Annotated in this window: 15 protein-coding genes; 5 read left to right on the top strand and 10 right to left on the bottom strand. The window is 50.6% G+C overall.

Translation table 11 applies throughout. From position 1 onward, the window contains the following. Window positions 1-52 precede the first annotated feature (52 nt). From C4F51_RS07530 to C4F51_RS07520, 3 genes are all read right to left on the bottom strand, one after another. Window positions 53-853: an ABC transporter ATP-binding protein gene (locus tag C4F51_RS07530; RefSeq protein ID WP_193908633.1), complete on the bottom strand. Its 801-nt coding sequence runs from the start codon at window positions 851-853 to the stop codon at window positions 53-55. Between the two features lie 27 nt (window positions 854-880). Then, entirely contained in the window at window positions 881-1,888 is a 1,008-nt protein-coding gene (locus tag C4F51_RS07525) for an ABC transporter permease (RefSeq protein WP_193908631.1), read from the bottom strand. A gap of 90 nt (window positions 1,889-1,978) precedes the next feature. Then, window positions 1,979-3,367: a CmpA/NrtA family ABC transporter substrate-binding protein gene (locus tag C4F51_RS07520; RefSeq protein ID WP_193908629.1), complete on the bottom strand. Its 1,389-nt coding sequence runs from the start codon at window positions 3,365-3,367 to the stop codon at window positions 1,979-1,981. A gap of 493 nt (window positions 3,368-3,860) precedes the next feature. Between C4F51_RS07520 and C4F51_RS07515 the strand changes: the two genes are divergently transcribed. Further along, window positions 3,861-5,111, top strand: a complete 1,251-nt coding sequence (locus tag C4F51_RS07515) for a nitrate regulatory protein (protein WP_193908627.1) — start codon at window positions 3,861-3,863, stop codon at window positions 5,109-5,111. Window positions 5,112-5,227: 116 nt separating this feature from the next. Here C4F51_RS07515 and rhaI read toward each other — a convergent pair whose 3' ends face one another. The 7 genes from rhaI to C4F51_RS07480 form a co-directional block, all read right to left on the bottom strand. Continuing rightward, on the bottom strand, window positions 5,228-6,520 hold the full coding sequence (rhaI, locus tag C4F51_RS07510; RefSeq protein ID WP_202987642.1) for an L-rhamnose catabolism isomerase: 1,293 nt from the start codon (window positions 6,518-6,520) through the stop codon (window positions 5,228-5,230). A 28-nt stretch (window positions 6,521-6,548) separates the two neighbouring features. Continuing rightward, on the bottom strand, window positions 6,549-8,741 hold the full coding sequence (locus tag C4F51_RS07505) for a bifunctional rhamnulose-1-phosphate aldolase/short-chain dehydrogenase (RefSeq protein WP_193908624.1): 2,193 nt from the start codon (window positions 8,739-8,741) through the stop codon (window positions 6,549-6,551). 470 nt (window positions 8,742-9,211) lie between these two features. Beyond that, window positions 9,212-9,997 carry a DeoR/GlpR family DNA-binding transcription regulator gene (locus tag C4F51_RS07500; RefSeq protein ID WP_193908623.1) on the bottom strand — a complete coding sequence of 262 codons (786 nt, stop codon included), beginning with the start codon at window positions 9,995-9,997 and terminating at the stop codon, window positions 9,212-9,214. 158 nt (window positions 9,998-10,155) lie between these two features. Next, window positions 10,156-11,550: an FGGY-family carbohydrate kinase gene (locus tag C4F51_RS07495; protein ID WP_193908621.1), complete on the bottom strand. Its 1,395-nt coding sequence runs from the start codon at window positions 11,548-11,550 to the stop codon at window positions 10,156-10,158. 35 nt (window positions 11,551-11,585) lie between these two features. Beyond that, window positions 11,586-14,234: a glycosyl hydrolase 115 family protein gene (locus C4F51_RS07490; RefSeq protein ID WP_235992296.1), complete on the bottom strand. Its 2,649-nt coding sequence runs from the start codon at window positions 14,232-14,234 to the stop codon at window positions 11,586-11,588. Between the two features lie 114 nt (window positions 14,235-14,348). After that, a complete protein-coding gene (rhaM, locus tag C4F51_RS07485) occupies window positions 14,349-14,666 on the bottom strand; it encodes an L-rhamnose mutarotase (protein WP_235992295.1) in 318 nt (105 codons plus the stop codon). A 308-nt stretch (window positions 14,667-14,974) separates the two neighbouring features. Beyond that, on the bottom strand, window positions 14,975-17,116 hold the full coding sequence (locus C4F51_RS07480) for a beta-galactosidase (RefSeq protein ID WP_193908619.1): 2,142 nt from the start codon (window positions 17,114-17,116) through the stop codon (window positions 14,975-14,977). A 341-nt stretch (window positions 17,117-17,457) separates the two neighbouring features. On the opposite strand from C4F51_RS07480, the gene C4F51_RS07475 reads away from it, so the two are divergent. From C4F51_RS07475 to C4F51_RS07460, 4 genes are all read left to right on the top strand, one after another. Then, entirely contained in the window at window positions 17,458-18,798 is a 1,341-nt protein-coding gene (locus C4F51_RS07475) for a rhamnogalacturonan acetylesterase (RefSeq protein WP_202987641.1), read from the top strand. Between the two features lie 234 nt (window positions 18,799-19,032). Further along, on the top strand, window positions 19,033-21,948 hold the full coding sequence (locus C4F51_RS07470) for a TonB-dependent receptor (RefSeq protein ID WP_193908617.1): 2,916 nt from the start codon (window positions 19,033-19,035) through the stop codon (window positions 21,946-21,948). A gap of 230 nt (window positions 21,949-22,178) precedes the next feature. Further along, window positions 22,179-23,243, top strand: a complete 1,065-nt coding sequence (gene rhaT / locus C4F51_RS07465) for an L-rhamnose/proton symporter RhaT (RefSeq protein ID WP_193908615.1) — start codon at window positions 22,179-22,181, stop codon at window positions 23,241-23,243. Between the two features lie 50 nt (window positions 23,244-23,293). Next, window positions 23,294-24,670 carry an oligogalacturonate lyase family protein gene (locus tag C4F51_RS07460; protein ID WP_193908613.1) on the top strand — a complete coding sequence of 459 codons (1,377 nt, stop codon included), beginning with the start codon at window positions 23,294-23,296 and terminating at the stop codon, window positions 24,668-24,670. Window positions 24,671-24,682 lie beyond the last annotated feature (12 nt).

Raw genomic sequence — 24,682 nt, 5'->3', positions numbered from 1 at the left:
CAGAGACGCCCTTGAATCACAACGTCAATTGTTAATACCCACGCAACCTGTTTCAGCCGTTGACCAGCTCCGGCTTGCGCTGTTTTTCGTAGAGAAAACGCAGCACTTCCTGGCGCAGGTGGTTGTAGCGAGGGTCGTCGGCCAGCGCGAGGCGATCCCGCGGGCGGGGCAGATCAATTTTTAAAATTTCACCGATGGTGGCCGCCGGGCCGTTGGTCATCATCACGATGCGGTCAGATAGCAGTACCGCCTCATCCACGTCGTGGGTAATCATGATGACGGTGTTGTTCAGCGCCCGCTGAATTTCCATTAGCGAGTCTTGCAGGTGTGCGCGGGTTAAGGCGTCCAGTGCACCGAAGGGTTCATCCATTAACAATACTTGCGGCTCCATCGCCAATGCTCTGGCAATACCGACACGCTGTTTCATACCGCCGGAAATTTCATCCGGGCGTTTGTGCAGTGCGTGGGTCATGTGCACCAAAGCAAGGTTGTGTTCAATCCACTCGCGCATTTCAGCTTTGCTTTTTTTGCCGTTGAATACAGTTTTCACCGCAAGCTCGACATTTTCATAAGCGGTTAACCAGGGCAGCAGAGAATGGTTTTGAAATACCACCGCCCTTTCCGGGCCAGGCTCGTTAACTTCTTTGCCATCCAGCACCACACCGCCTTCAGTGGCTTGTAAAAGCCCGGCGACAATATTCAGCACCGTGGATTTACCGCAGCCGGAGTGGCCGATCAGCGAAACGTATTCGCCCTGGCTGATTTTCAAATTGACGTTTTCAAGGGCACGAAACGCACCGCGCTCCGTTTTGAATTCGATACCCACCTGGGTAAGTTCCAGTAATGTTTTCATGAATATTTCTCCAATCTGCAAAACGACCTAGCGGGTGACCGATTTTTTGTCCCATGAAACACGGCGTTGTATCAGCAGCATTAACTGATCCAGCAAATAACCGATAAAACCGATAGTAATGACTGCCACCATGATGCGGCTGAGCGATTGCGCATTGCCGTTTTGAAATTCGTCCCAGATGAATTTACCCAGGCCGGGGTTTTGCGAGAGCATTTCCGCAGCAATCAATACCATCCAGGCAACACCGAGCGATAAACGCAGGCCGGTGAAAATCATCGGTACCGATGCCGGTAAAACAATTTTTCGAACATGTGCAAAGGCATTCAAACGCAACACCCGGCTAACGTTATTCAGGTCCGGGCTGACCGTAGCTACACCCACCGCCGTGTTAATAACCGTGGGCCATAAACAACACAGCGCGACAGTTACCAGTGAGGTAATAAACGAGCGCGGTACCATCGGGTGCGGTGTTTGATAAACCGATGCAACGACCAGCGTGACCAGCGGCAACCAGGCGAGTGGCGAGACCGGTTTGAATATTTGAATCAACGGATTGACCGCACTGTACAAAGCGCCGCTTAAACCGATGGCAATACCAAACGGAATCGCCACCAGTGAAGCCAGCGCAAAGCCGCTCATCACTGTTTTCAGGCTGGTTATAATTTGCGCATAAAAGGTGGGGTTGCCGTTGTAATTACGAATTGCCGGTGGCATCGCCTCGGGATTTTTTGCCAGCAAGGTGGCAATGCGATCCTCCTGACGTTGATAAAAAGCCGCTTCGCGTTCTTTATCGTCACGGTAATCCTGGTGCAAACCTTTGGCGGCCTGCCATACCTGAACCGGGCCGGGTAATTGCCCCAGACTGGTTTGCACCTGAGGTGCAGCGGCTTGCCAAAAAAACAAAAACAGAAGGATGCCCAGCATCGGCAAACCAATCTGGCGAACAATAATGTTCAGTTGTACTGCCGCCTGCTGACCACGCACCAGTTTGACGTAAGGCTCGAGCCAGCCGGGCAGTTGCAATGATGCGAACATGATGTAGGCTCCTTGAAGCAAAAAATGATTAATTAACGAAGATCCGTTTTTACAAGCAGCGCCATAAGCGCTGCACTATTGCCTAAACACTCAGGGTTTTTGTTCGCCTTTCAAACCGATAGCAAAGCTGTCGATATAGGCATTGGGGTTGGTGCTGTCGTACTCGATACCATCGAGCGGGCTTTTTTGTGGCGGTTTGATAAAGGTGATTGCATCGAGATCCGGAAAATCTTTTGCATCCATGGTGCCGTCGGCAATCAAGGCTTTTGCAGCCGCGACATAGATATCAGGGCGAAATGCCTGACGGGCTGTTTCCATATACCAGCTGTCGGGTTTGTGTTCGCTGATGTGCCCCCAGCGGCGCATTTGCGTCATCCACCAGATGGCATCGGAGTAGTAAGGAATGCCGTATTGGCCGCGAAAGAAGGTGTTGAAATCCGGCACCGGTCGCTTGTCACCTTTTTCAAATTCAAAAGTGCCGGTCATGCTGTTGGCGATGACCTGTTCGTTAGCACCAACGTAAGCGGGGCGAGCAATAATTTTTACCGCTTCCATACGGTTGGCATTGTTGTTGTCATCCAGCCAATGGGACGCGCGAATTAACGCTTTCACCATACGCAAAGTGGTGTTGGGGTTTTTCTCGGCAAAGCTGCGGGTAATGCCAAACACTTTGTCGGCGCCGCCCGCCCATAAATTTTCGCTGGTAACAACCGGAACACCCAGCCCGGTAGAAACCGCTTGCTGATTCCACGGTTCGCCCACGCAATAACCCACGGTAGTACCGGCTTCCATGGTTGGCACCATTTGCGGTGGCGGCACTACCGAAAGCAAGGCGTCAGCATTGATGTAGCCGTTGTTCTCACCTTTTTCCGGCGCATAAAAACCGGGATGAATACCACCGGCGGCAAGCCAGTAGCGCAACATATAATTGTGCGTACCGACCGGAAATGTCATGCCGAGGTTGAAAGATTTACCGGCGGTTTTCCAGGTTTCCAGCACCGGTTTAAGTGCTGTGGCACTGACAGGATGCACCGGTTTATTGTCTGGCCCTACCGGTAAGGTTTTTTTCATTTCAGCCCAAACGGCGTTGGATACCGTGATAGCGGCACCGTTATAAGACAGCGTGAAAGGCGTAATAATATCGGCGCTGCCGGTGATGCCTGTTGCTGCACCCAGCGGCATCGGTGCCAGCATATGTGCGCCGTCCAGTTCACCACTGGCAACGCGATCGTAAAGTACTTTCCAATTGGCCTGGGCTTCGAGCTGAACGTAAAGCCCTTCGTCTTCGAAGTAACCTTTTTCGTGGGCAATCGCCAGGGCGACCATGTCAGTCAATTTAATAAAGCCGAGTTTCAAGTCTTCTTTTTCCGGTGCATCGGCATTTACCGGCAGGCCGGTGATTGCAATCGCGACCGTTGCAAACCAGGTGACGAGTCGTTTTTTTGCAGTTTTTTTGTAGTTGGATAAAGAGTTCGACATGGTGTTATCTCCCATCAGGCAAAAAAAAACGCCTACCGGCACTGAAGGCCGGTAAGCGTCTTTGCTGGAACCCGTCGCCCCCCATTGGACGACTGGTCTGAATTTTTTTACAACTGGCTCTATGCCAGCTTCGTGCCAAATCAGAAAAAGCCGCGCTAACGCTGGCGTTTTTAATAGTTAAAATTTTTTCGCCCGTTTTTTAAATACCGAAACTATAAACTTGTGCTCCACCATGATGCATGGCATGCGTTATAAGTGATCATAATCGGGTAAAAGAACCAGCGGGATTCGACTTTCCATTACCGGCGGATGATCGATGCCGGTGCCAGCGATAACCGTTACGAAAGAAAAATCCGTCAGGGAGCACTTTCAACGCTATGTCGGTAGTGCCTGGCGGTAAATGGTATGCACCCGCGCCGGTAAGATAAAAGCATTTTCAGCAGATGGTACAAGGCTTGCTTTAAACAGGTAAGAGACAGCAGAACGGATTACTATGCCAAAACCATCGACTCCCCGTGCCAGTGACTTTATCGCGGCAGCACGCCAGCTGGAGTGCGCCATTCGCGACGCCTTTGTAGATCAGAGCCAGTTGATCAAGGCGGCATCAAACCTGATTCATGCCATTCAAAGCGAACGCGGCGCATCCAATCTGTATGTGGCGAACAACAGCGAGCAACACTGTCATTTGCGCGAAGCCATGATCGCAGAAACCGGGCATTTTACCCTTGGCTTTATGCGCGCACTGCCCTCGCCTGCTCATGTGGAACGCAGCCAGCTCAGCCATCGGTTATTGCTGCAACTGGCAGCAGCCCTGGAGTCGTTGGAAAACCTTATCGTTATTCGCGAACAGATTAACCGCCGCCAGCTGTCTACCGTCGAGGTGATTCATCGCTATAGCCGTATTGTGCATACGCTGTTGTGTGTGGTGTTCGAGATCGCCGATATTGCCGCCGAACCCGCCATGGCCCGGACCTTGATAGCCCTGGTTAATATTATGCAATGCAAGGAATTGTCCGGTCAGGAGCGTGCCACCGGCACCGGTGCCTTTGCCGGCAGCAGCATCAGCGCGGCACAAAGCAGACAATGGCAACATTTGATAGAAGCACAGGAGAAAACACTGGAAGTCTTTGCCGGGTTTGCTGACCTGCATGCGCAACAGCTTTGTGAGCACATCAGCCAGTTGCCGGATTACGGCAAGTTTGAAAGTTTGCGCCGCCAGGCTTGTACCAGCCACAGCGACACACACTTTGCAGAGCACACCGGCGAACGCTGGTTTCAGCTCGCCAGCCAGCGGATGAATGCACTGAAAGAAATTGAAGATTATCTCATTGAAGTCTTACAGCAACAGTGCACACATGTGCCCGAAGCGCAAAGTTTGCCGAGCGCAGATGCTCACAACAGTTTTTTTGTGGTGATGGGCACCACTGTCGATGTGTTGCCTCATGAAGATAAACAACCGGTGCGGCATTACCACGACGATGCGATTAGCCCGCACATTGGTCGCACCATGATTGAAATGCTCTACCAGCAGGCCTGCCGCTTGCAGCAAACTGAAAGTGAATTGGCAACCACCAAAAATGCGTTGGTAGAAGGAAAACGCATTGCCAAAGCGAAAGCAGTATTGATACGGCAGCGAAATATTACCGAAGATCAGGCCCACCGCCTGCTGCAACAGATAGCCATGAAACAAAGCCGTTCCATTAGCGAAGTGGCCCGTTTTTTATTGGCGATGGAGGAACATTAAGCCATCCAAAAACCAGGCCGTCCTGATTGAAAATAATAGAGCGACCGGTTTGGGGACACGACCTTACCGACCTTTTTTAAAGACAGAAAAAAAGCGCCTTGCGGCGCTTTTTCTATTTAGATAATACCGGAGCCAGTTGCTTTGGGATCGCGTGGGCGAACCTTGTCAACGTTCTTGCGGTAATTGGAGGCACGGTAAGTCGGAATCGGGCTGATGGCAGCACCTTTGCGGTAGCGCGCCATCGCCAGAATGGGCGACACGTCGGTGTTGAAACCTTTCTTCAATTCGGTTGATGCCATCATCGCGTCGTTGGCATCCTGATAACCGTAGAGTGCTTCGCGGTTTACCAACAAGGCTTTGATATAAGAACGCTGCACTTCAATCGCAGAATTCACCAGGCTTTCAATCGGGTCAGTCACATTGTGTGATTGGTCCAGCATGTACGCAGGATCAAACTCCGGCTCTTTGCGGTAAGCCGCATCCACCAGTTCGTTGAAAATCAGGAACTGACGGTAAGGCTGGATTGAACCGCTGTCCAGATCGTCATCGCCGTATTTGCTGTCATTGAAGTGGAAGCCGCCCAGTTTTTTAAACTGGATCAAACGCGCAACAATCATTTCAATATTGGTGTTGGGCGCATGGTGCCCCAAGTCAACCAGCGATTTACATTTTGGCCCCAGTTGCATAGCAGCGAGAATGTTGCTGCCCCAGTCCTGAATGATTGTTGAGTAAAAGGCCGGCTCAAACATTTTGTGTTCAAGGTGCATTTCCCAATCAGCTGGCAATGCTTTGTAAATTTCCGCGGCGCTGTCGAGGTAACGTTCAAAGGCGCGCTGGAAATGCTGCTGGCCAGGGTGGTTGGAACCATCGCCTACCCAAATGGTGAGGCTTTTGGTGCCCAGTTGCTCGCCCCACTGGATGCAATCAATATTGTGCTGGATGGCTGCATCACGCGAGGCTTTTTCGGTGTTGCTCAAGCTGCCGTATTTGAACGAAGCAACCTGACCGGGTTGATCCTGAAAGGTATTGGAGTTAGCCGATACCCATTTCAAACCATAGCTGTCAGAGCGCTGTTTCAGCTCGGTGAAATCGTCAACCTTGTCCCACGGGAAATGCGGCGATACGCTGTCAGTACAACCGGACAATTCGTTGATAACGGCACAGTCTTCGAGCTTTTCAAAAATGTTGCGCGGCTCGCCAATACCGGGGAAACGCGCAAAGCGTGTACCACCGGTGCCGGTGCCCCAGGAGGGCACGGCTATCTGGAAATCGCTGGCGGCTTTGGTCAGCGCTTCAATATCAATGCCATCACGCGACAGCTTTTCACCCAGCGCGTCAAAATCGCGCTGCAAAAAAGCGGCTTCTTTTTCGTTTTGCGCTTTAACAAAAGCGGAATCAATTTTTGTCATTGTCATCTTCTCTTATCGTTATTCATGCTTAACGCAGGAAAGCTTCGTGTAATCCGCCATCAACACTGATGACCTGGCCGGTGGTTTTGCTCAATTGCCCGGAGATTAACAGGTAAGCAGCTTCTGCCTGGTCATCCGGCGTAATGGGCTTTTTGGTCAAGGTACGTTGCGCGTAGAAGTTTGCCAGTTTACTGCGCAGTGATTCAGTGCTCTCGCTCTCATCAAACGCAATATCGTATTTTGCCAGCGAAGAAATGACGCGGTCACGCGGGAACATGTTGCTGCCCTGCACCACCGTAGCCGGTGCCAGTGCGTTAACATTAACCAGCGGCGACAGAGTCACTGCCAGTTCGCGCACCAGGTGGTTGGCCGCCGCTTTGCTGGTGTCGTAGGCCAGCGAGCCTTTTTTGGAGACCGCCGCATTGACGCTGGTGGTTAATACCATGGCACCGTTCAAATTCTGTTTGTTCCAGATGCCCTGTGCTTCAGAGGCTACGATGTAACCGCCTTTGACGTTAACACCAAAACTGATATCAAAAATCTTGTCATTCTGCTCAGCGTCGGCACCTTCGGCGAGGAACACACCGGCGGTTACGATCACATTATCAATACCACCGTAGGCAAAAATGACTTGCGTGAACATCTCCTGCACGCTTTTACGGTTAGTGATATCGACCTGCAGCGCAATGGCCGGGCCACAGCTGGAAATTCCGCTACCGGCAACACCGATACCCTGACCGTAAACCGCTGTTAATTCAGCAGCAGTTTTTTCAGCGGTTTCCAATTTCAAGTCAGCACACACCACATGCGCGCCTTCTTTAGCAACGCGATGCGCTACGGCTTTGCCGATACCATCACCGGCACCCACCACCACAACCACGTTGCGGGCAAGGGTGGCTTCTTTCGGCATACGTTGCAGCTTGGCTTCTTCCAGCGCCCAGTATTCGATATCAAACGCTTCCTGAACCGGCAAGGCGGTGTATTCGGAAATCGCTTCCGCGCCGCGCATCACTTCAATGGCGCAGTTGTAAAATTCGGCAGTAACGCGGGATTCACTTTTGTTTTTACCCCAGGCAATCATACCTACGCCAGGAATCAACACCACCGTCGGGCTTGGGTCGCGCATGGCTGGCGAGTCAGCGCGTTTGCAGCTTTCATAATAGGCAGTGTAATCCGCACGGTATTGCTGCAAACCTTCTTTGAAACGGCTGATCAAGGTTTCAAGGTTGTCCTGCTGCGGGTCAAAATTAACATACAGAGGTTTGATTTTGGTGCGCAGGAAATGATCCGGGCAGGACGTGCCCAGTTCCGCAAGGCGCTGTGCATCCACACTGTTAACAAAACGCAAGGTGGTTTCGTCAGTTTGCAAGGTGCCGATAAATTTTACTTTTTCAGAGATGAGGCCACGCGCTACCGGCAAGAACGCACGCAGCAGTTCATCACGGGCAGAGTCACTCAAACTCCGGTATTTCTGGCCGCCGAAAGTCGCATCACCTTTATCGTGTTGCTCAATATAGCGGGCGGCGGTTTCAATAACCCAGAGTGAAGTTTCGTAACAGGATTTACTTTCTGAAGCCCAGTTGGTGTGGCCGTGCTGGCCCAGCAAAATACCCCAGATATCCGGATTTTTTTCGTAGGTGTCTTCACAGACTTTGGCGGCTTCCCAACCCGGACGCATCCAGGGCACGTAAGCCAGTTTGCCACCCCAGATTTCCTGCGTCAGCTTTTCCTGATCTTTACAGGATGCAACGGAGATAACCGCGTTCGGGTGCAAATGGTCAACGTGCTTTTCTGCAATCATGGAATGCAGCGGCGTGTCGATGGAAGAAGCGCGAGGATTGAGACAGAAGTTGCAGTGGGTAAACATACCCACCATGCGGTCTTCACCGGCAGACTTGTAGCCCTTGTCCGGATAGTTCTGGTACACCTTATCCAGCGCGTGCAGTTTGCCGCTGTATAAAGAAGAGAAGTTTTCTTTTTTGGAGGTGCGCAAATCGCCACCGGAACCCTTCACCCACAAAACTTCAACCTGTTCGCCGGTTAAAGGGTCTTTTTCAATCAGTTTGGCAGAGGTATTGCCACCGCCGGTATTAGTGATGCGTTGATCTTCTCCGAGCTTGTTGGAACGGTAAACCAGGTTCTCAACCGGGTCCAGCTTATCCGCGACCTTATCGTCCCATAGGTATTTAACATGTTTATATTCATCGGGTTGGTAAGACATTCAGGATTCCTATGATGTGTAGTAGATACAACTTGATCGGTTCGGAGTAGCGAAACCAACAATATAGTCAATATAAACACATTCAGAAGCATTTACAATCATTTTCAATCATATTAAGTCCGATGTGAGGGTTTATTTCAATCATATGAAAACCACCCTGCCCGACTGATAAATTGGTTATTTATAAACGAAATTTTTGCGCTTCCTTCTTATAAAAACCGGGCGCATTTTAATCAACAGACTCTTTCCTTCCCGCAACCTGGCGAAAAAATAACATTATCAGCAAAAAGGGTAATGAGGTGCTCGCGGTGGGGATACCGGGTAACGCGGTGAAAAATTTAATGATAATTATTTTTATTTGCTCACATAAAAAAGCCCGCAACAAACTACGCTGTTGCGGGCATTGATAAGCGCTAACTTTTTAACTGACAGAAAATTTACTCAAAAAAACGGTGCCAAACCCTGCGTTGTTAATCGCACGCATCAACAACAATGACTTCAACGCCCTGACTCTCAAAATACTTCAGAGTCTCTCTATTGGCATTGCTGTCGGTGATAACAATATCGACACCGGTTAACGGGCTGAAAATAAGGTTGCCTTTCAAGCCGATTTTGGTGCTGTCGGCCAATACAATTAATTTATCGGCACGCTTACGTAATTTTTGTTCAGCCAGAATCAACAGCGGGTCAGTTTCCATAACACCGACTTCACTGATACCAGGACAGCCCATAAACATTTTGCTGCCGTGATAATTTTGCGTCGTGTCATTTTCAAAAGAGCTGAGAATAATACTTTGCTTGCGATATACCTCACCGCCCGGCAGAGTAATTTGGTTCTGGCTGCTTTCCAACAATTCGTGCGCTAACACGAAGGAGTTGGTAAGAATATTCATGCGGCGATCTTGTAAAAATTCCGCCATCATAAAGGTTGAAGAACCGCCATTAATAATGACCGATTCTCCATCGTCGCAGAGCTCGGCAGCGCGCTTGGCAATCATACGTTTGGTATCAACATTTTTCTCTTTGTCGATCCAGAAGGATTTACCGGAAATTTTCGCTGCCGGTGGCGCGGCTGATTGAATAGCTTCAGCACCGCCACGGATTTTTTTGATCTTGCCAACGGTGGCCAGCTTGTTTAAATCCCGACGAATAGTCGCTTCAGACGAGTTGAGTTGGTCACAGAGAACCCGAACGCTGGCAAATTTTGCTTCGTCGAGGAAATCCAAAATTAATTGTTGACGCTGTTTTTCCAGCATTCTGTTTTCCCCAGCCTGAAAAGGATTAAGTGATAAATGAGTAACGCCTCAAGATAGCGCGATGATACGCAGGTTTTCAATCATTATCAATCATAATGACCAAATCATGATCGAATCATCCAAATAACCGGCAATACTGCCTTCCGCTAACCGCTCACTTATAAAAGGCTGCGCCAATGCTGCTGGTAAGCTGCCAACCCGGTAAATCTTCCGGGTTCACAGGCTTCCAATGAGAGGCTGAATTCGACTTTCTGCTGTTGCCCGGTCAGTAACAAGGCGCCCTGCACCGTGCCGGTATCGTCGGCAGACAGATAAACCGGCTGCTGGCCGCGCAGCTGCGCTACCAGTTGGCACAACAGCAGGTTCTTCAAAAAAGCACCTTCAATGTAAACCGGCCCTTTCGCCTGCAAGTCATCCAGCCGCTGATCAATCATCAGGGCGCAATAGAGAGTTGCGATAGCACCCGCTGAAGAAGCTGGCAGCGGCGTAAGCAGTTGAGGGGTTCGCCCACCGAAAGGCCCATTGCCTTCACTGAAATCCGGAGTGACCATCCAGAGGTTATTTAACGCAGCCTGGATATGTTCACCGGTGACTGGCGTGGCGGCATCACCACCGAGTTTTTCGCAAATCACCGCATATTCACGCCCGCCCATAAAACGGGCGCAAGCTACCGGGTTGCCATAGATATCGCAGTTGGCCAGCATATCGCGTTCGCTGTTGAGGCCTGCCAGTTCGCCACCGGACTGCATCAAGATAGTCCAGGTGCCGGTAGAGACCACAGTAAATTCGCCCTTTTCTGTCTGGTTATTTTGCAAATAACGCAGGTAGCTGGCGTTGCTATCGTGTAAACCTGTATAGACTTTGCAGTTTGCCGCAAGGCCGGTTTGTTGTGCCAATTCGGCAGTGATATTACCCAACACATCACCGGCAAATTTCATCGGTGGCATCAGCGCCTGCCACTGACACTTATCTACCAGGCTCGACCAGCGGTTGTGCTCCGGCGACCACATATCTGTGTGGCAACCCAGTGAGGTCACTTCACCGGCGAGATTTCCAGTAAGCCGCCAACCCCAGTATTGCGGGTACATTAATAATTGCGTAGCGCGGTTGAAGGCTTCAGGAAATGATTGTTGCAACCAGAAAATTTGCCGACCGAGGTTCAAACCGGCGGGCAGTGATGGTGAAAGGGTTTCAGAAAATAACGGGCGCACCGCATTGTAGGGCGTATCACACTGGTTGATGTTTACATATTCATAATCGAGGATCGGCAACACCAGTCCATCGCTGCCATCTGGTGCTGCTGTGTCTACCAACGCCGCCGTAGCACCGTGGGTGGTGATAATAATATCGGTAATTTTTTCCTGCGTATTTTCCGCAGAAACTTTGCTCAGGGTTGCCAATAGCCATTGCCAAATGCCTGCTACATCCGCGTGCGGATAAGGTCCATCCTGCAAGGGAATATTTTTGCGGGAAAAGCTCTCATGAATGTTGCCAACGCTATTGACCAGTTGGAGTTTGACATTGGTTTTACCGATATCCAGCACTGCTTTCATCTTGGATTCACTGTTTCAGGTGTTAATTAAAATATTTACAAGGCTTTGAGGGTTGAAGAATCAGCTTCCGGTTTCTCTCTGACAGACAGGCCGAGATAGTTATCCGGAATACCGTCAATATCCACCACTATTTTGTCCAGCACAACACCGGCATCAACACCGTAAATTTTCAGTGTCTGCTTGCCGGTGCGGGTTACATTTAAGGTGCTGGTTGCAATACGGGTCGCATTCAAAACACCCTGCGCCCACGCCGGGCTACCGTCCTGTACATCAAGAGCAACCCCTTCAGGCGCATCGTTATTCAAGCCAACCGCAAAACGTAACAACGTGCCGCTGAGCGGATGGGTGGGAATAAGATGAACATGCAGCGTAAATTGCCCGGTTTTCGCAAAACTCACCTCGTATTCAAGATAGGGCGATTTTTCGGCCAGTTGATTTTCGGCAAAGTCATGGCGCGCTACCGGAAATAAAGCCACCGAGCCGCTGCCGGTTTTTCCTAGATCAGGGATAATTTGCCAGGCAACACCCGAGCGGTCAGTTTTGCGATTGAAGTCTTCTGCTTCAATGGCAAAAGAATGCTTCCCTGCGGTGGCAGGCTTTGCCTGTTTTTTTGCAGCCAGCAGCGCATCGGAGGGCATTGTCCAACCGGTAAGGCGGTACTTGTCCCACAAGGCATCAGCGGGTTCGGTTGCCATAAAGTCTTTCCATTTTCCTTTGGCAAGAGACGTATTCCAGCGGGCAGTTTCCTGTTGCAAGCGCGCATCGGCAGCGTGAGCGGCTTCGCTGTTACCCCGTTCCCCTTCCAGAAAGCGCAAATTCGCCCAGGCCGAGCCAATCACCGGATAACCAACCAGCTGGAAAAAAGCATCGCGCTGCGTTGCCGGAATTTTTTGATAGAGGTGTTCTGCCTGCAAGCGCAGACGGCTGAAAGCTTGAATGCGCTCAGCGGATTCAGTGTCGCTTAAGAGGCTGAGGCGAGGCTCTGTACGGGGTAACCACCATTGCAAATGCTCGGGTTTGCGTTGGTAGTTCAATTGATAATAACTTTTCATGATGTGAGCGATTTCCTGTGCATTGGCTGCACCGAATTCACGCTGCGCCCAATCCGTCAGAAAAGTATCAATGTTGTCGCCTTGCCAGCGGTTGATGTCCCATGCCATTTGCAGGAACAATTCAATACCCACTTCACCGGGCTTGATATCGCCCACGTTGACAATCCACATTCTGTCGGCGCCCATCTCATAAGACTTGGACATTTCCTGCCAGATTAATGCCGGCGGTACGGTGTTTAACCACAAATACGCCATGGGCGCGCCCAGGTAGGAGATGTGGTAATAAACCCCGAAACCGCCAGAGCGGTTGCGCTCTTCGGCATTGGCAAAATTGCGCATGTAGCCGAAGTTGTCATCGGGCCAGACGATGGTAACGTCATCCGGAACTTGCAGCCCCTGGCGGTACAGCCCCAGAACTTCCTTATAAGCACAAAACATTTGTGGCACTTGCTCTGCCGGTGCTTCGCTGTATTTATTAATCAAGGCGCGCTGGTCGTTAAAAATGGTATGTAATAAATCAATACGCTCTGCATCATTTTCCGGGCCTTGCATCAGCGAGTCGTGTATACCGCGCATACCGATGGTATAAATGTTTTCGTAGCGGCCGTTACTTTTCATCCGCTCTTCCCAATAACCCGACACCTTTTCACGGTGATCCACATAATTGTATTGATCATGCGGTAATGACCATTCGCCGACGTTATTGCGCAACATAGGTTCGGCATGGGAAGAGCCCATTACGATGGCGTAGTCATCTGCCAGTTGCGCATTTTCCGGAAAAAAGTTGAAAGGTTTGGTTACCGGATGCATGGCTGGCCATAAGGTGTTTGCTTTAAGGCGCAGCATTAATTCGAAAACTTTCCGGTAGGTTTTCGGGCCAATGCCGCCATTTTCGGCTTCAAAGGTGTTGGCCGCCCAGCGGTGAATTCCCCAGCCTTCATCATTGATAAAGATGCCGCGATATTTTACCGAAGGGGGGCCAAAACGATGTGTGCCAGCTTTTACAAATAAAGCGGTGCGTTTTTCCGGCGCTACGTCTGCCCACCAGTACCAGGGAGAAACGCCGATGGCCTGCGAGAGTTCATAAATACCAAAAGCAGTACCCCGGCGGTCACTGCCAGCAATGACCAGTATTTTGGCCAAACCCGGTTGCGGGTTATCTACCGTGGTAATCAAAAAACTTTCCCAGGCGCCGCGCAGGTTGGAAACATCCAGTTTGCCAGCGGCAACCAGTTGATCAATCAGCGCACTTTTACCCAGAGTACCCACCACCACGGCAGGGGCTTGCAGATCTTTTAAACTATTTTTCAGAGCCGGTTTTTTACCGGTTACCCGCTCAACATCGGCAACAAGGTCTTTGGCGGCAAGGTTTACTACCGTAAAATCGTCACCTGAAAATACAATGGGCGCGGCGACTTTTTTACTGACCAGCGGAAAGTCTCCGGCCCGTTCGTGGCTGGCAACCCAGCTGTCGGCGGCCCGGGCTTGAAGGTGCGGCAGCATAAAGAGCGAGAGAAAAACCATAATGGCAAATACCCGATGCCAGTATCGGTTGGGGGCAGACGCAACCCTTGTGTTACGTTGAGAAGTGATGCTATTGCGGATGGCACCGGGAAGGGATGTCGGGGACATAGGCATATGTTCTCTGATAAGCAACGACGACCGGCAGGTCGCCGTCAGGTTTGCGAGTTTTTATGGTTATCTGCCCGCCCTTTTGCCGGGCAACGCGCTGGTGTTGTGCAGTGGTTATTCGAAATGAAATACCGGTAGTAGCGCTGCTTCCACCGGGCTGTTATCCGGGTGGGTTTCCATGATGTCTGCCATAAATGCCCACCATCTTTTTACCGCGGCGGTGGCTGGCAGCCCGTCCATGGTGTGATTATCGGTGCGTTTTAATACGGCAAACAGTTGCAAGGTTTGCGGGTGCAAAAAAATGGAGTAGTCGGATACGCCGGCTTTTTTTAATTCAGCAGCTATATCCGGCCAGAGTTCGTCGTGGCGCTTTTTATACTCGGCTTCAAAGCCGGGTTTAAGCTGCATTACAAAAGCAATTTTTTCCATCATCTATTTCCTGTAAGAACCAGCTGGCAAAAGCATAAACTATGCGGATGGTCTTGAATCGGTGCCACTATGTCCGTTTGTCAGCAGAACCGCTCTTCCAAAATCGCATGCATACGGTCCCTGTAGCTCCGACGAGTCAACGGCAACTGCTCCTGCGGTGCTCTAACTTCCGCCATCCATGGCGGTCGTCCATGACTCGACAGTTTGGAACCAACATCCTAACGCCAAACTCGCATTGTGCCTGTATGGGGTTTGTCAGCAAACTGAGCCTGCCTCACAAAGTGATGCAGGCTTTGGAAACTTTAAACGCATTACACACCCGGTTTTAAAACCCGCCACTCATACTCTTTCAGGTTAAGGGTAGAACCGATCGTTTTACCACTGATCGCATCCAGTGTTTTGCCCGGTAATTTCAGGCGGCCGCTTGCACCGTCCATATTGATAACCACCCATAAAGGTTTGCCTTCGCGGTCAACACGCGGGCATACCACAGTGCCGGCACTGACTTCAAAGGGCGCTGCCATTTGCGCTTCTTTGGCGTAGCCTTTAATCAGGTTTTCAACAAAAGCTTTGCCTTCTGCGCCGGTGGGATGCGCGGATAATAATACGACCTTGCCTTTACCCAAACGACGTTCGGTAAGAAACGCGGTGTCTGGCATCAGCGGAGAGTTGATGGTGCCAAGTACACGGGTGTCGGCATGGGCGGGTTTAACCGCAGCGCACCAGCCGGTAAAATTCAGCGTTTTGTTCGCTGCGGTTCCGGTAATATCGGTGCCGGTTAATGGAAATACGAATTGGGTTTCTACACCGGCAACTGAATCCAAAAGCCCCAGGCCAGCATTTAAGGGTACGGTGTGTTCACGATCACGGGTACCGGTGCCAGGCCCAACCAGCCAGATGCCGCCGTTCTGCACAAAAGTAATCACCCGTTGCAAAAATTCTTCGCTGACAAACGGCATGGCCGGTGTAACCAGTACTTTCAGCCCTTCAAGGCTGGCGCCTTCAAAACGCACATCGCGGTGATAGCCCAACCCTAATATCAATTCCTGCCATTGCTGGATTAATGCCTGGTAGGTCGCGGGGAAATTTTCGTCCTTGTCCATGGGTTCGGTTTCAATCATGGCGCGGGCGTGGTCTGACCAGGTAACGGCAATTTCCGGTACCTGTGGTTCGCTTTCAATTAAAAAAGGTTCCAGTTGTTTGCGCGCAGCTTCTACCTGTTGCACCTGGGAGTAACCGGTGGTGGGTTTGTACCAGCTGCTCAGTACCGCACTGTGGCTGATTTCAGAACCGGCGCGTTGTTGCCGCCATAACCAGTAACACACCGCTTCGCCACCCAGGCCGTATACCAGTACGGTTTCTGCCATCAGGTAACCGTCCGGGTGCATAGGGCTGTGGGTGCCCAGCCAGCCGTTGTGACTGACGCTGGTTTCCATTAACCAGAAAGGACGGCCCGGTTTTGCGGCACGATACATGTCGCTGCGAAATACCAGCGAGTGCCATTGCGTACTGGAGGGATAGGCATCGTAAGAGGCAAAGTCCAGATTTTTAAACAACCGCTCGTGGTTTACCGAAAATGCCGGGTTGGTGTTGTGCGTAATGGGCGCTTTGGAATAGCGGCGAATAATTTCCGATTGCTGGTCAACAAATTCGGCAATGCTTTCGCGGTTGAACAAGCGGTAGGCCGTACTCAGTGATGCGCTGTGCAGAAACGGTGTTTTCAGCGGTGCCGGTACCTGTTCAAACGATTGGTACCAGGTACTCCAGATATGCGTGCTCCATTCTTCATTTAAACGCTCGATGGTGCCGTAACGATTTTTCAGCCATTTATGCCAGGCGACAATCGCGCCCGGGCTGAAATCTTCCGCGACGTGACATTTGATTTCATTATCAATTTGCCAGGCAATGATCGACGGGTGATCACCGAGAGTTTTGGCGATCTCTTCCACGATGCGGTAACAGGCCGTGCGAACCGCCGGGTGTTCGTAACTGACGTGCTGACGCGAGCCGTGCACCAGACGATCGCCATCTGCATTAACGAATAAGCGATCCGGATGGCCGTGGGTTAACCAGATAGGCGGTGTCGGGGTCGGCGTACAGAACACCACTGAAATACCGGCGGCGTGAAATCTGTCGAGCACCTTGCGGAAAAACGCAGTAGAAATTTCACCTTCGCGCGGTTCAATGCTGGACCAGCTGAACTCACCAATGCGAATCATATTGATGCCGAGCTTGGTCATTTCAGCAATATCGCGATCAATATCTTCTTCCGGCCAAAGCTCCGGGTAATAACAAACACCATGCACGAGTTTTTTCATTTGATAAGGCACTGCCGACCGGGTGGCGCTGCCAGTAGCCAGGCTGGCGGTGTTGGCACTGATATAGGGAGCGGCAGCGGTAAGCCCGGCTGCAGAAGCCATCAATTTGATGGTGTCTCGTCGTGTTGTGATCATTTACGTTATCTCGCCTTATAGTGTTATTACTGTGTTTTCGTATATTGCGTGAAAAATTATCTTTATTATCAATAACGTGGAGGTATCAGCCGCTATGCAACGAGCTGCTCTCGCGGTGTAAAAATCCGTTTTTCCGAGCCAATAAACCGGCAAAAACGAAGCTGTTATTTATCAGTATTGGCCCCTATTACGCCAAATTTAATCATCTTCATCAAGCATTAATTTTTGAATTTGACAAATCATGATTGATATTGAAAGAAATATGACATACAACAGACACATAGGCCACTAACAATAAATGCCTCTTTCTTGTGTTTATTATTTATGCAGAGAACCCGTCCATGACACATTCTTCCCGGCGGCTTTGGTCAGCCGCACTGCTGTTGCTCGCCGCACTCAACACCGCTTGCAGCCACCACAACCGCCAAACCGACGATCAACCATCCATGGCAAATACCCCGTTACTGACAGACTTTACCCAACCGCAGCAATTCCGCTTTTTACCCGGTGAAACGTCGCCCGGTGTTTTGACGCTAACTGCCGCCGATAACTACACCGCCGCGCGCGGCTACGGTTTTGATTTGAACACCAGTCCCGAACAAAACGGCAAGCCTTTTTATTTTTCTGTGCGAGTACCCGAAGGCAATTATCGGGTGACCCTTGAACTGGGGCACCACACGCTGCCCTCTGCCAATACCGTCAAAGCCGAATCGCGGCGCTTGTACCTGGAAAATGTAACAACCCGCGCCGGAGAGCAATTAACCCGCAGTTTTGTCGTGAATGTGCGCACCCCGGCCTTAACCCCGCCAGAAAAGAATGCACCGGGCGGCACCCGGGTAGCGGTAAAAGAGCGGGAGCAATATGCCTTGCACTGGGACGACAAGTTAACGCTGGAATTTAACGGCAGCGCGCCACAGGTGCGCGCAGTGACTCTGGAAAAAGTCGAGGTGCCTACTGTGTATCTGATCGGCGATTCCACCGTAACCGATCAGGGTTACGAACCGGCGGCGAGCTGGGGGCAAATGTTGCCGCGCTTTTTCGGGGGTGATGTAGCCATCGCCAACCATGCCGAATCGGGTGAAACCATCAAGTCGTTTATGTCCGGCTTGCGACTGGCCAAGGTGCTGGAAACCTTAAAAGCCGGCGATTATCTGTTTATTCAATTCGGCCACAACGACCAGAAACAAAACTGGCCGCAAACCTGGGCGGATGCACAAACCACCTACCCGGCTTATTTAAGCGCGTTGATTGCCGAAGCCCGGCTGCGCGGCGCCACGCCGGTGCTGATTACCTCCATGCAACGCCGCACCTTTGATAAGCACGGGAAAATCCTTAACAGCCACGGTGCTTACCCGCAAGCGATAAGGGATTTGGCAGGGAGCGAAGCGGTAGCTTTGATTGATCTTGATCGGATGAGTGTATCCCTCTACGAAGCGCTGGGCGTGGCCAGGGCGCCGCTTGCCTTTAACGACAACGGACGGGACGCAACCCATCACAATAACTACGGCGCTTACCAGTTGGCGAAGTGCGTGGTAGCTGGCATTCGCAGCAATCACTTGCCTCTTGCAGCCAGTCTGGTAGCGGGCTTGCCCGATTATGATCCGGCCAAACCTGACCCGGTAGAACAATTTACGCTCGCCCCCAGCCCGCAAATTTCCAACCACCGCCCCGATGGCAACTGATTGTTAAGCGGCATATATAACCGACAGTGAAAAGACTGTCGGTTACCAGGCTCGGCTTATTCCTTATCGGATTGAAAATGACCCTGAGTGACAAATTAAGAACAATTATGATTGCAAATGATTGTTTTCTTTTTCGGGTTGTATTAGTCTTTTCAAAACGCGGAAATTTCCTCATTCCGTCGTTTGATCAAAGCGTTCCAATAATAATTAGCTCAATCTAATAAAGGATCCACCATGAAACACGCATCATTCAGAATCAATCCGCTTGCCTGGTCTATCCTGACGGCGGTTGCTATCAGCGGTACTTCTGTTCAGGCTCAAACAACTTCGGCGAGCGATAGCGTTGAAGAAGTGGTGGTCACCGGTTTCCGGGCATCGCTGAACACAGCGTTGAACCAGAAACGTGAAAACACAGCAGCCATCGACAGTATTGTTTCCGAAGATATTGGTAAATTCCCTGATTCCAACCTGGCTGAATCCATGCAGCGGATTCCCGGTGTAGCACTGTCGCGCGGGGACGGCGGCGAAGGTAAAAATATTTCCGTGCGCGGTCTCGGCTCCACCTTTACGCGTGTGCGAATCAATGGCATGGAAGGCGCTTCACAAACCGGTTCATCTGACATTTACGGCGCGGGCAACAGTGGCCGCGGCTTTGACTTTAACGTTTTCCCTTCTGAAATTTTCTCTGATCTTACCGTACGTAAAACCCCCAGCGCCGATGTAGAAGAAGGCTCGCTGGGTGCTACCGTAGACATCAAAGCGCCAAGACCACTTTCTTTCAAAGACGAATTTACCGCAACCGGTACCTTGCGTGGTGTGTATAACGAAATCAGCGAATCAACCGACCCGCGTATTTCCGGTTTGATTGCCAAAAAATTTGCTGATGACACCATCGGCGTACTGGTTTCTGTCGCTCACTCCGAACGTAATATTCGTGAAGTGGGTTACTCTGCAGTAAACATTTTACCAGGTTATGTAAACGGCGGTTTTTGTTCTCCGGTTGGTTATACCGGCACTCAGGTTCCAGCCAACAATGCCGCAAAAGGCGCAGATGAATTGAACTGTAGCACCGGCAACCCGCGTACCGGCAGTGCTGAAGCCTATGATTTGTGGCGCTCACTTACCGGTGTTTCCGGTCAGCCTGGCGGTGGTGTATTTATGCCGCGTATTCCGCGTTACCTGAACTCCGAACAGGATGCCGAGCGTAGCGGCGGTAGCGTGACACTGGAATGGCAACCTACCGATCGCACCAACGTTGCGCTCGATGGCCTTTTCTCCCGCTACGATGTGGTACGTCGCGATAACTATATTGATGCACTGTCACTCGCCCGTAACGCCAACAACAACGGCCAGCCGATGATGTCTATCAAAGAGCTGGAAGTAAATGCCAACGGTTCGCTGGTATACGGTTTGTTTGATGGTGTGGATTTGCGCTCTGAAAGCCTGGTAGACAGATTCACCACCACCGTTGAACAAATCAACCTGAGTTTCTCTCATCAGTTCAGCGATACCTTTGAAGTGACCGGTTTGATTGGCCGTTCAAAATCCGAACTGGAAAACCTTGAGCGTTTAACCGTAAACCTGGATGCGGTCGATACCGACAACTACTCCATTGATTTCCGTAACGGTGGCAACATTCCAATTTTGAGTTACGGTATTGATGTCGCCAACCCGAACAATTTCCAATACGCCGCCGGCTTGTCTGACGGTACAGTATTGGGCAACTGGAATATCGGCAGTTCAAGCCGCACCACTGAAAATACCACCGCCGGTGTAAATTTCGGATGGCAGGCAACCGACGCATTTAAAATCAAATTTGGTGCGCAGCACCGTGTAAGTGATTACAAAGTTCGTACCCAACAACTGGCTCCTTCCTACACCGCCACTCGCAATCTGCCGGCTGGCGTAAGCGTCAGTGACTTTACCCGTATTGTTAAAGGCGTAAATGACAAACTGGGCTCCAATACCCTGGGCAATTATGTGGGTGTTGATCACGAAAAATGGAAACAAGCGGTTGGCTTTAACGATTTCGAATGGTGCGGCGCCGAGTGTGGTGCTCAGTCTCCCGAGGTTAAGGAAACCATCAACAGCGCTTACCTGATGACTGAATTCCGCTTCGAAGATCTGGCCATGCCGATTCGTGGTGATGTGGGCGTTCGTTATGTAGAAACCGATCAGCACAGCGTAGGCTTCGTGCCCACTGCTGCACCCGCCGGCTCCAAATACCCGACGGTTGCCTTACCGGTTGCGGTAGATCGTACTTATGATGACCTGTTGCCATCTGCCAACGTGGTTATTGAAATCAACCCGTCGCTGCTTGCCCGTTTGTCTTTTGCAGAAGTGATTTCACGTCCTGACCTCGGCGTACTGATTCCGAGCGGTTCTGTGAACGCGACTACTCGTACCGGCAGCATTGGTAACCCGTTCCTCGAAGCGATTCGTGCAAAAACCTACGACGCTTCTCTGGAGTGGTATTTCAACGAAGGTGCGCTGGCATCAGTTGCTTACTTCGAAAAAGATATTGATACCTACATTCAGTCTATCTCAAGTCTGGTGCCCTACTCTGAACTCGGCCTGCCTAACACCTTGCTGGAAGGTTCTTCTGCAACACCTGCGGATTTGTTTACGGTAATGCGTTCTACCAACACCCCGGGCGGTCCGCTGAAAGGTGTTGAATTGAACATGCAGTTGCCGTTCACTTTCCTGCCGGGTTTCTGGCAAGACTTTGGCCTGCTGGCAAACTACACCCACGTAACCTCTGACATTAATTATGTGTTGCAGAGTGCCAATGGCGTACCCACCCTGACTACAACCAACGATTTGATCGGTTTGTCCAAGGATGCCGCCAGCGCCACGCTTTACTACGAAAAAGACGATTTCAGCATCCGTACCACAGGTAGCTACCGCTCCGGTTATTTGCGTTCCATTCCATCTGGCGGTAACGACAGTGACGTACTGGGCAACAAATCAACCTTGTTCGTCGATGCCTCTGCGTCTTACAACCTGACCAGCAATGTCACGCTGATTCTTGAAGCACAAAACCTCACGGATGAACGCAATACCTTGTATATCGACAGTGTGCGCCAGGATACTTTGTTCGAAACCCGTATTGGCCGCACCTTCACCGTGGGCGTAACTGCTCGCTTCTAAAACTGTTTCAACCCTGGGTCTTTGGCTGCCGGATACATCCGGCAGCTTTTTTCTCCCTCAACGCTTACATCCACTAACCGCTACACAGGGTTGGTCGCTATTGCTTTGCTCAAAATTGGCTTAACACCCGATTATGTCCTCCGGTACAGGTTTTTAATCACTCTTCAGGGATCGCGCAGTGAACATAAAAAACAGTTTCTTCAAATAAAAACCATGATGAGTCGTCTTCTATGTCAAATCCATTATTAGGTGTTTTATTTCATTGGCTCGGCGGTTTGGCTTCAGCCAGTTTTTATGTGCCTTTTCGCAAAGTGCGTGGCTGGTCATGGGAAATTTACTGGCTGATTGGCGGGTTGTTTTCCTGGGTGCTGGCGCCCTGGATTTTTGCATTTTTTCGCACCGAAAATTTATTCGGCGTTATCGCCGCAGCGAATAGCGAAACGCTTTTACTGTGCGTGTTTTATGGTCTTTTGTGGGGTATGGGCGGCCTGACGTTCGGTTTGACCATGCGTTACCTGGGTTTGTCATTAGGCATGGCGGTTGCGCTGGGATTGTGTGCTTTTTTCGGCACCATCGTACCGCCGATAGTACAAGGCACTTTTTTTACCGAGGTTTTACCGACCACTCACGGGAAAATCGTCATGCTCGGGCTGGTGATGTGTCTTATTGGTATTGCCATTGTCGGCGCTGGTGGCATCAACAAAGAAAAAGAAAGCTCTCCGGAAGAACGCCAAAAAAATATTGCTGAATTTGATCTGAAAAAGGGACTCTGGATTGCCCTTTTTTGCGGGCTGATGTCTTCCTGCTTTGCCTTTGGCATCGCTGCCGGAGCGCCCATTGCCGAACTGTCAGCCGCCGCTGGCACCCATCAGTTGTTTAAAGGCTTGCCCGTTATTTGTATTGTGCTGATTGGCGGCACCATTACCAACCTTATCTGGTGCGCTTATTTAATTCGCAGAAACAAAACCGCGCGTGAAATATTAAAACCCCGCCAGGATAGCAAAGCCAACCGGGTCGCCAGCAGTGGCTGGAATCTGTTGTGGTGTGCTATCGCCGGAGTTACCTGGTATTTTCAATTCTTCTTTTATGTCATGGGCGAAAGTCAGATGGGAGAATACGGTTTTTCCTCCTGGACCCTGCACATGGCATCCATCATTATTTTTTCATCATTGTGGGGCTTTGCCTTAAGCGAGTGGAAAGGCTCCAGCAAAAAGACACTGGCCTATGTTTTTACCGGGCTGGCCTTTTTAGTGGGTTCTACCGTGGTTATTGGCTACGGCAACTCTCTAACTTAAAAATAGCTTCTGACCTGACAAACATACACTTCGACTGACAGGAAAATTTTATGCATAAAAACCCTTCCCTGAAAAGACGACAGCTATTAATTTCTTCTGCTATTGGCAGTGCTGCTTTAATGCTGGGCAATAAGACCCTGGCGGCTTCAGAAACTGGCACATCAAAACCCACTACACCGGAAACCGGAAAACCATCTGTTATCCCGACCCGGTGGACTGACCCGATTAGCGGTAAAAAAATCCTTCGCCTTTCCGAAGAAGATAACTCCCGCTCGCTCTATTTCCATGACAACGCCTTTACCCATGATGGCCGCTACATGGTGATGAATACGCCATCCGGTATTGGTTTATATGATTTCCAACAGCAAAAAAACACCTTGCTGGCCAAAGGCAAGTATGAAGTCATTATGGTATCTCGCAGCAAAGCGGTGTGTTACGCGAGAAAAACGATTGGCGAACCGCGGGAGAAAGACAATAACAACCTGTTCGATAATATTGAGTACTACGCTATTGATATCCCCAGCGGCAAGGAAAAATTTATCGGCATCTTCGAAAAAGGATTCATTACCACCGTCAATGCCGACGACACACTGATGGCCGGTGCTTATGCCACGCGTCTGTTTGCACTGCAACCCGGCAAACAAGTCGCTAACACCGACGGCGGTTACAATGCCATAGGCAAGGATGGAAAACCGCTCAGTTTTGCCGATGCCAAAGAGCTGCGCATGGCTGACCGGCTGGCACAAAATATTCCCATGGAAATTTTCACCATCAACATCGAAACCGGTGAGCGCAAGGTTGTTACCCAATCCACTGACTGGTTAAACCACGTTCAATTTTCGCCCACCGACCCGCAGCAGCTGATGTACTGCCATGAAGGCCCCTGGCATATGGTGGATAGAATCTGGACCATTCGCACCGATGGCAGTAACAAACAAAGCATTCATACCCGACGAATGAACATGGAAATCGCCGGCCATGAGTTTTTTTCCTTTGACGGAAAAACGATTTATTACGACCTGCAAACACCACGCGGTGAAGATTTCTGGCTGGCGACCTACCACCTGGAAACTGGCAAGCGCATCTGGTACCACATGGAGCGCAACGAATGGTCGGTACACTTTCAAATATCGCAAGATGGAAAACTGCTGGCCGGTGATGGTGGCGACCATGAAATGGTTGCCCGTGCTGAAGACGGAAAATATCTCTACCTTTTTGAACCGCAAATTATCGAAGACATCGCTGTCAGCGCACCCAATGCAGCAGAACTGATTCGACCAGGCAAACTGAAAAGTACCAGGCTGGTGGATATGAGCCAGCACGATTACCGTGTCGAACCCAATATTCAATTCTCTCCCGATAATAAATACCTCGTATTCCGCTCCAATATGCACGGACCAATTCATACCTATGCCGTAGTTTTGTGAAATATCCCGTTT

This window comes from Cellvibrio polysaccharolyticus (genome assembly GCF_015182315.1).
GTDB classification, from domain to species: Bacteria; Pseudomonadota; Gammaproteobacteria; order Pseudomonadales; family Cellvibrionaceae; genus Cellvibrio; species Cellvibrio polysaccharolyticus.
The sequence above is the reverse complement of the archived record's forward strand: the minus strand, read 5'-3'. Positions and strand labels throughout refer to the sequence as shown.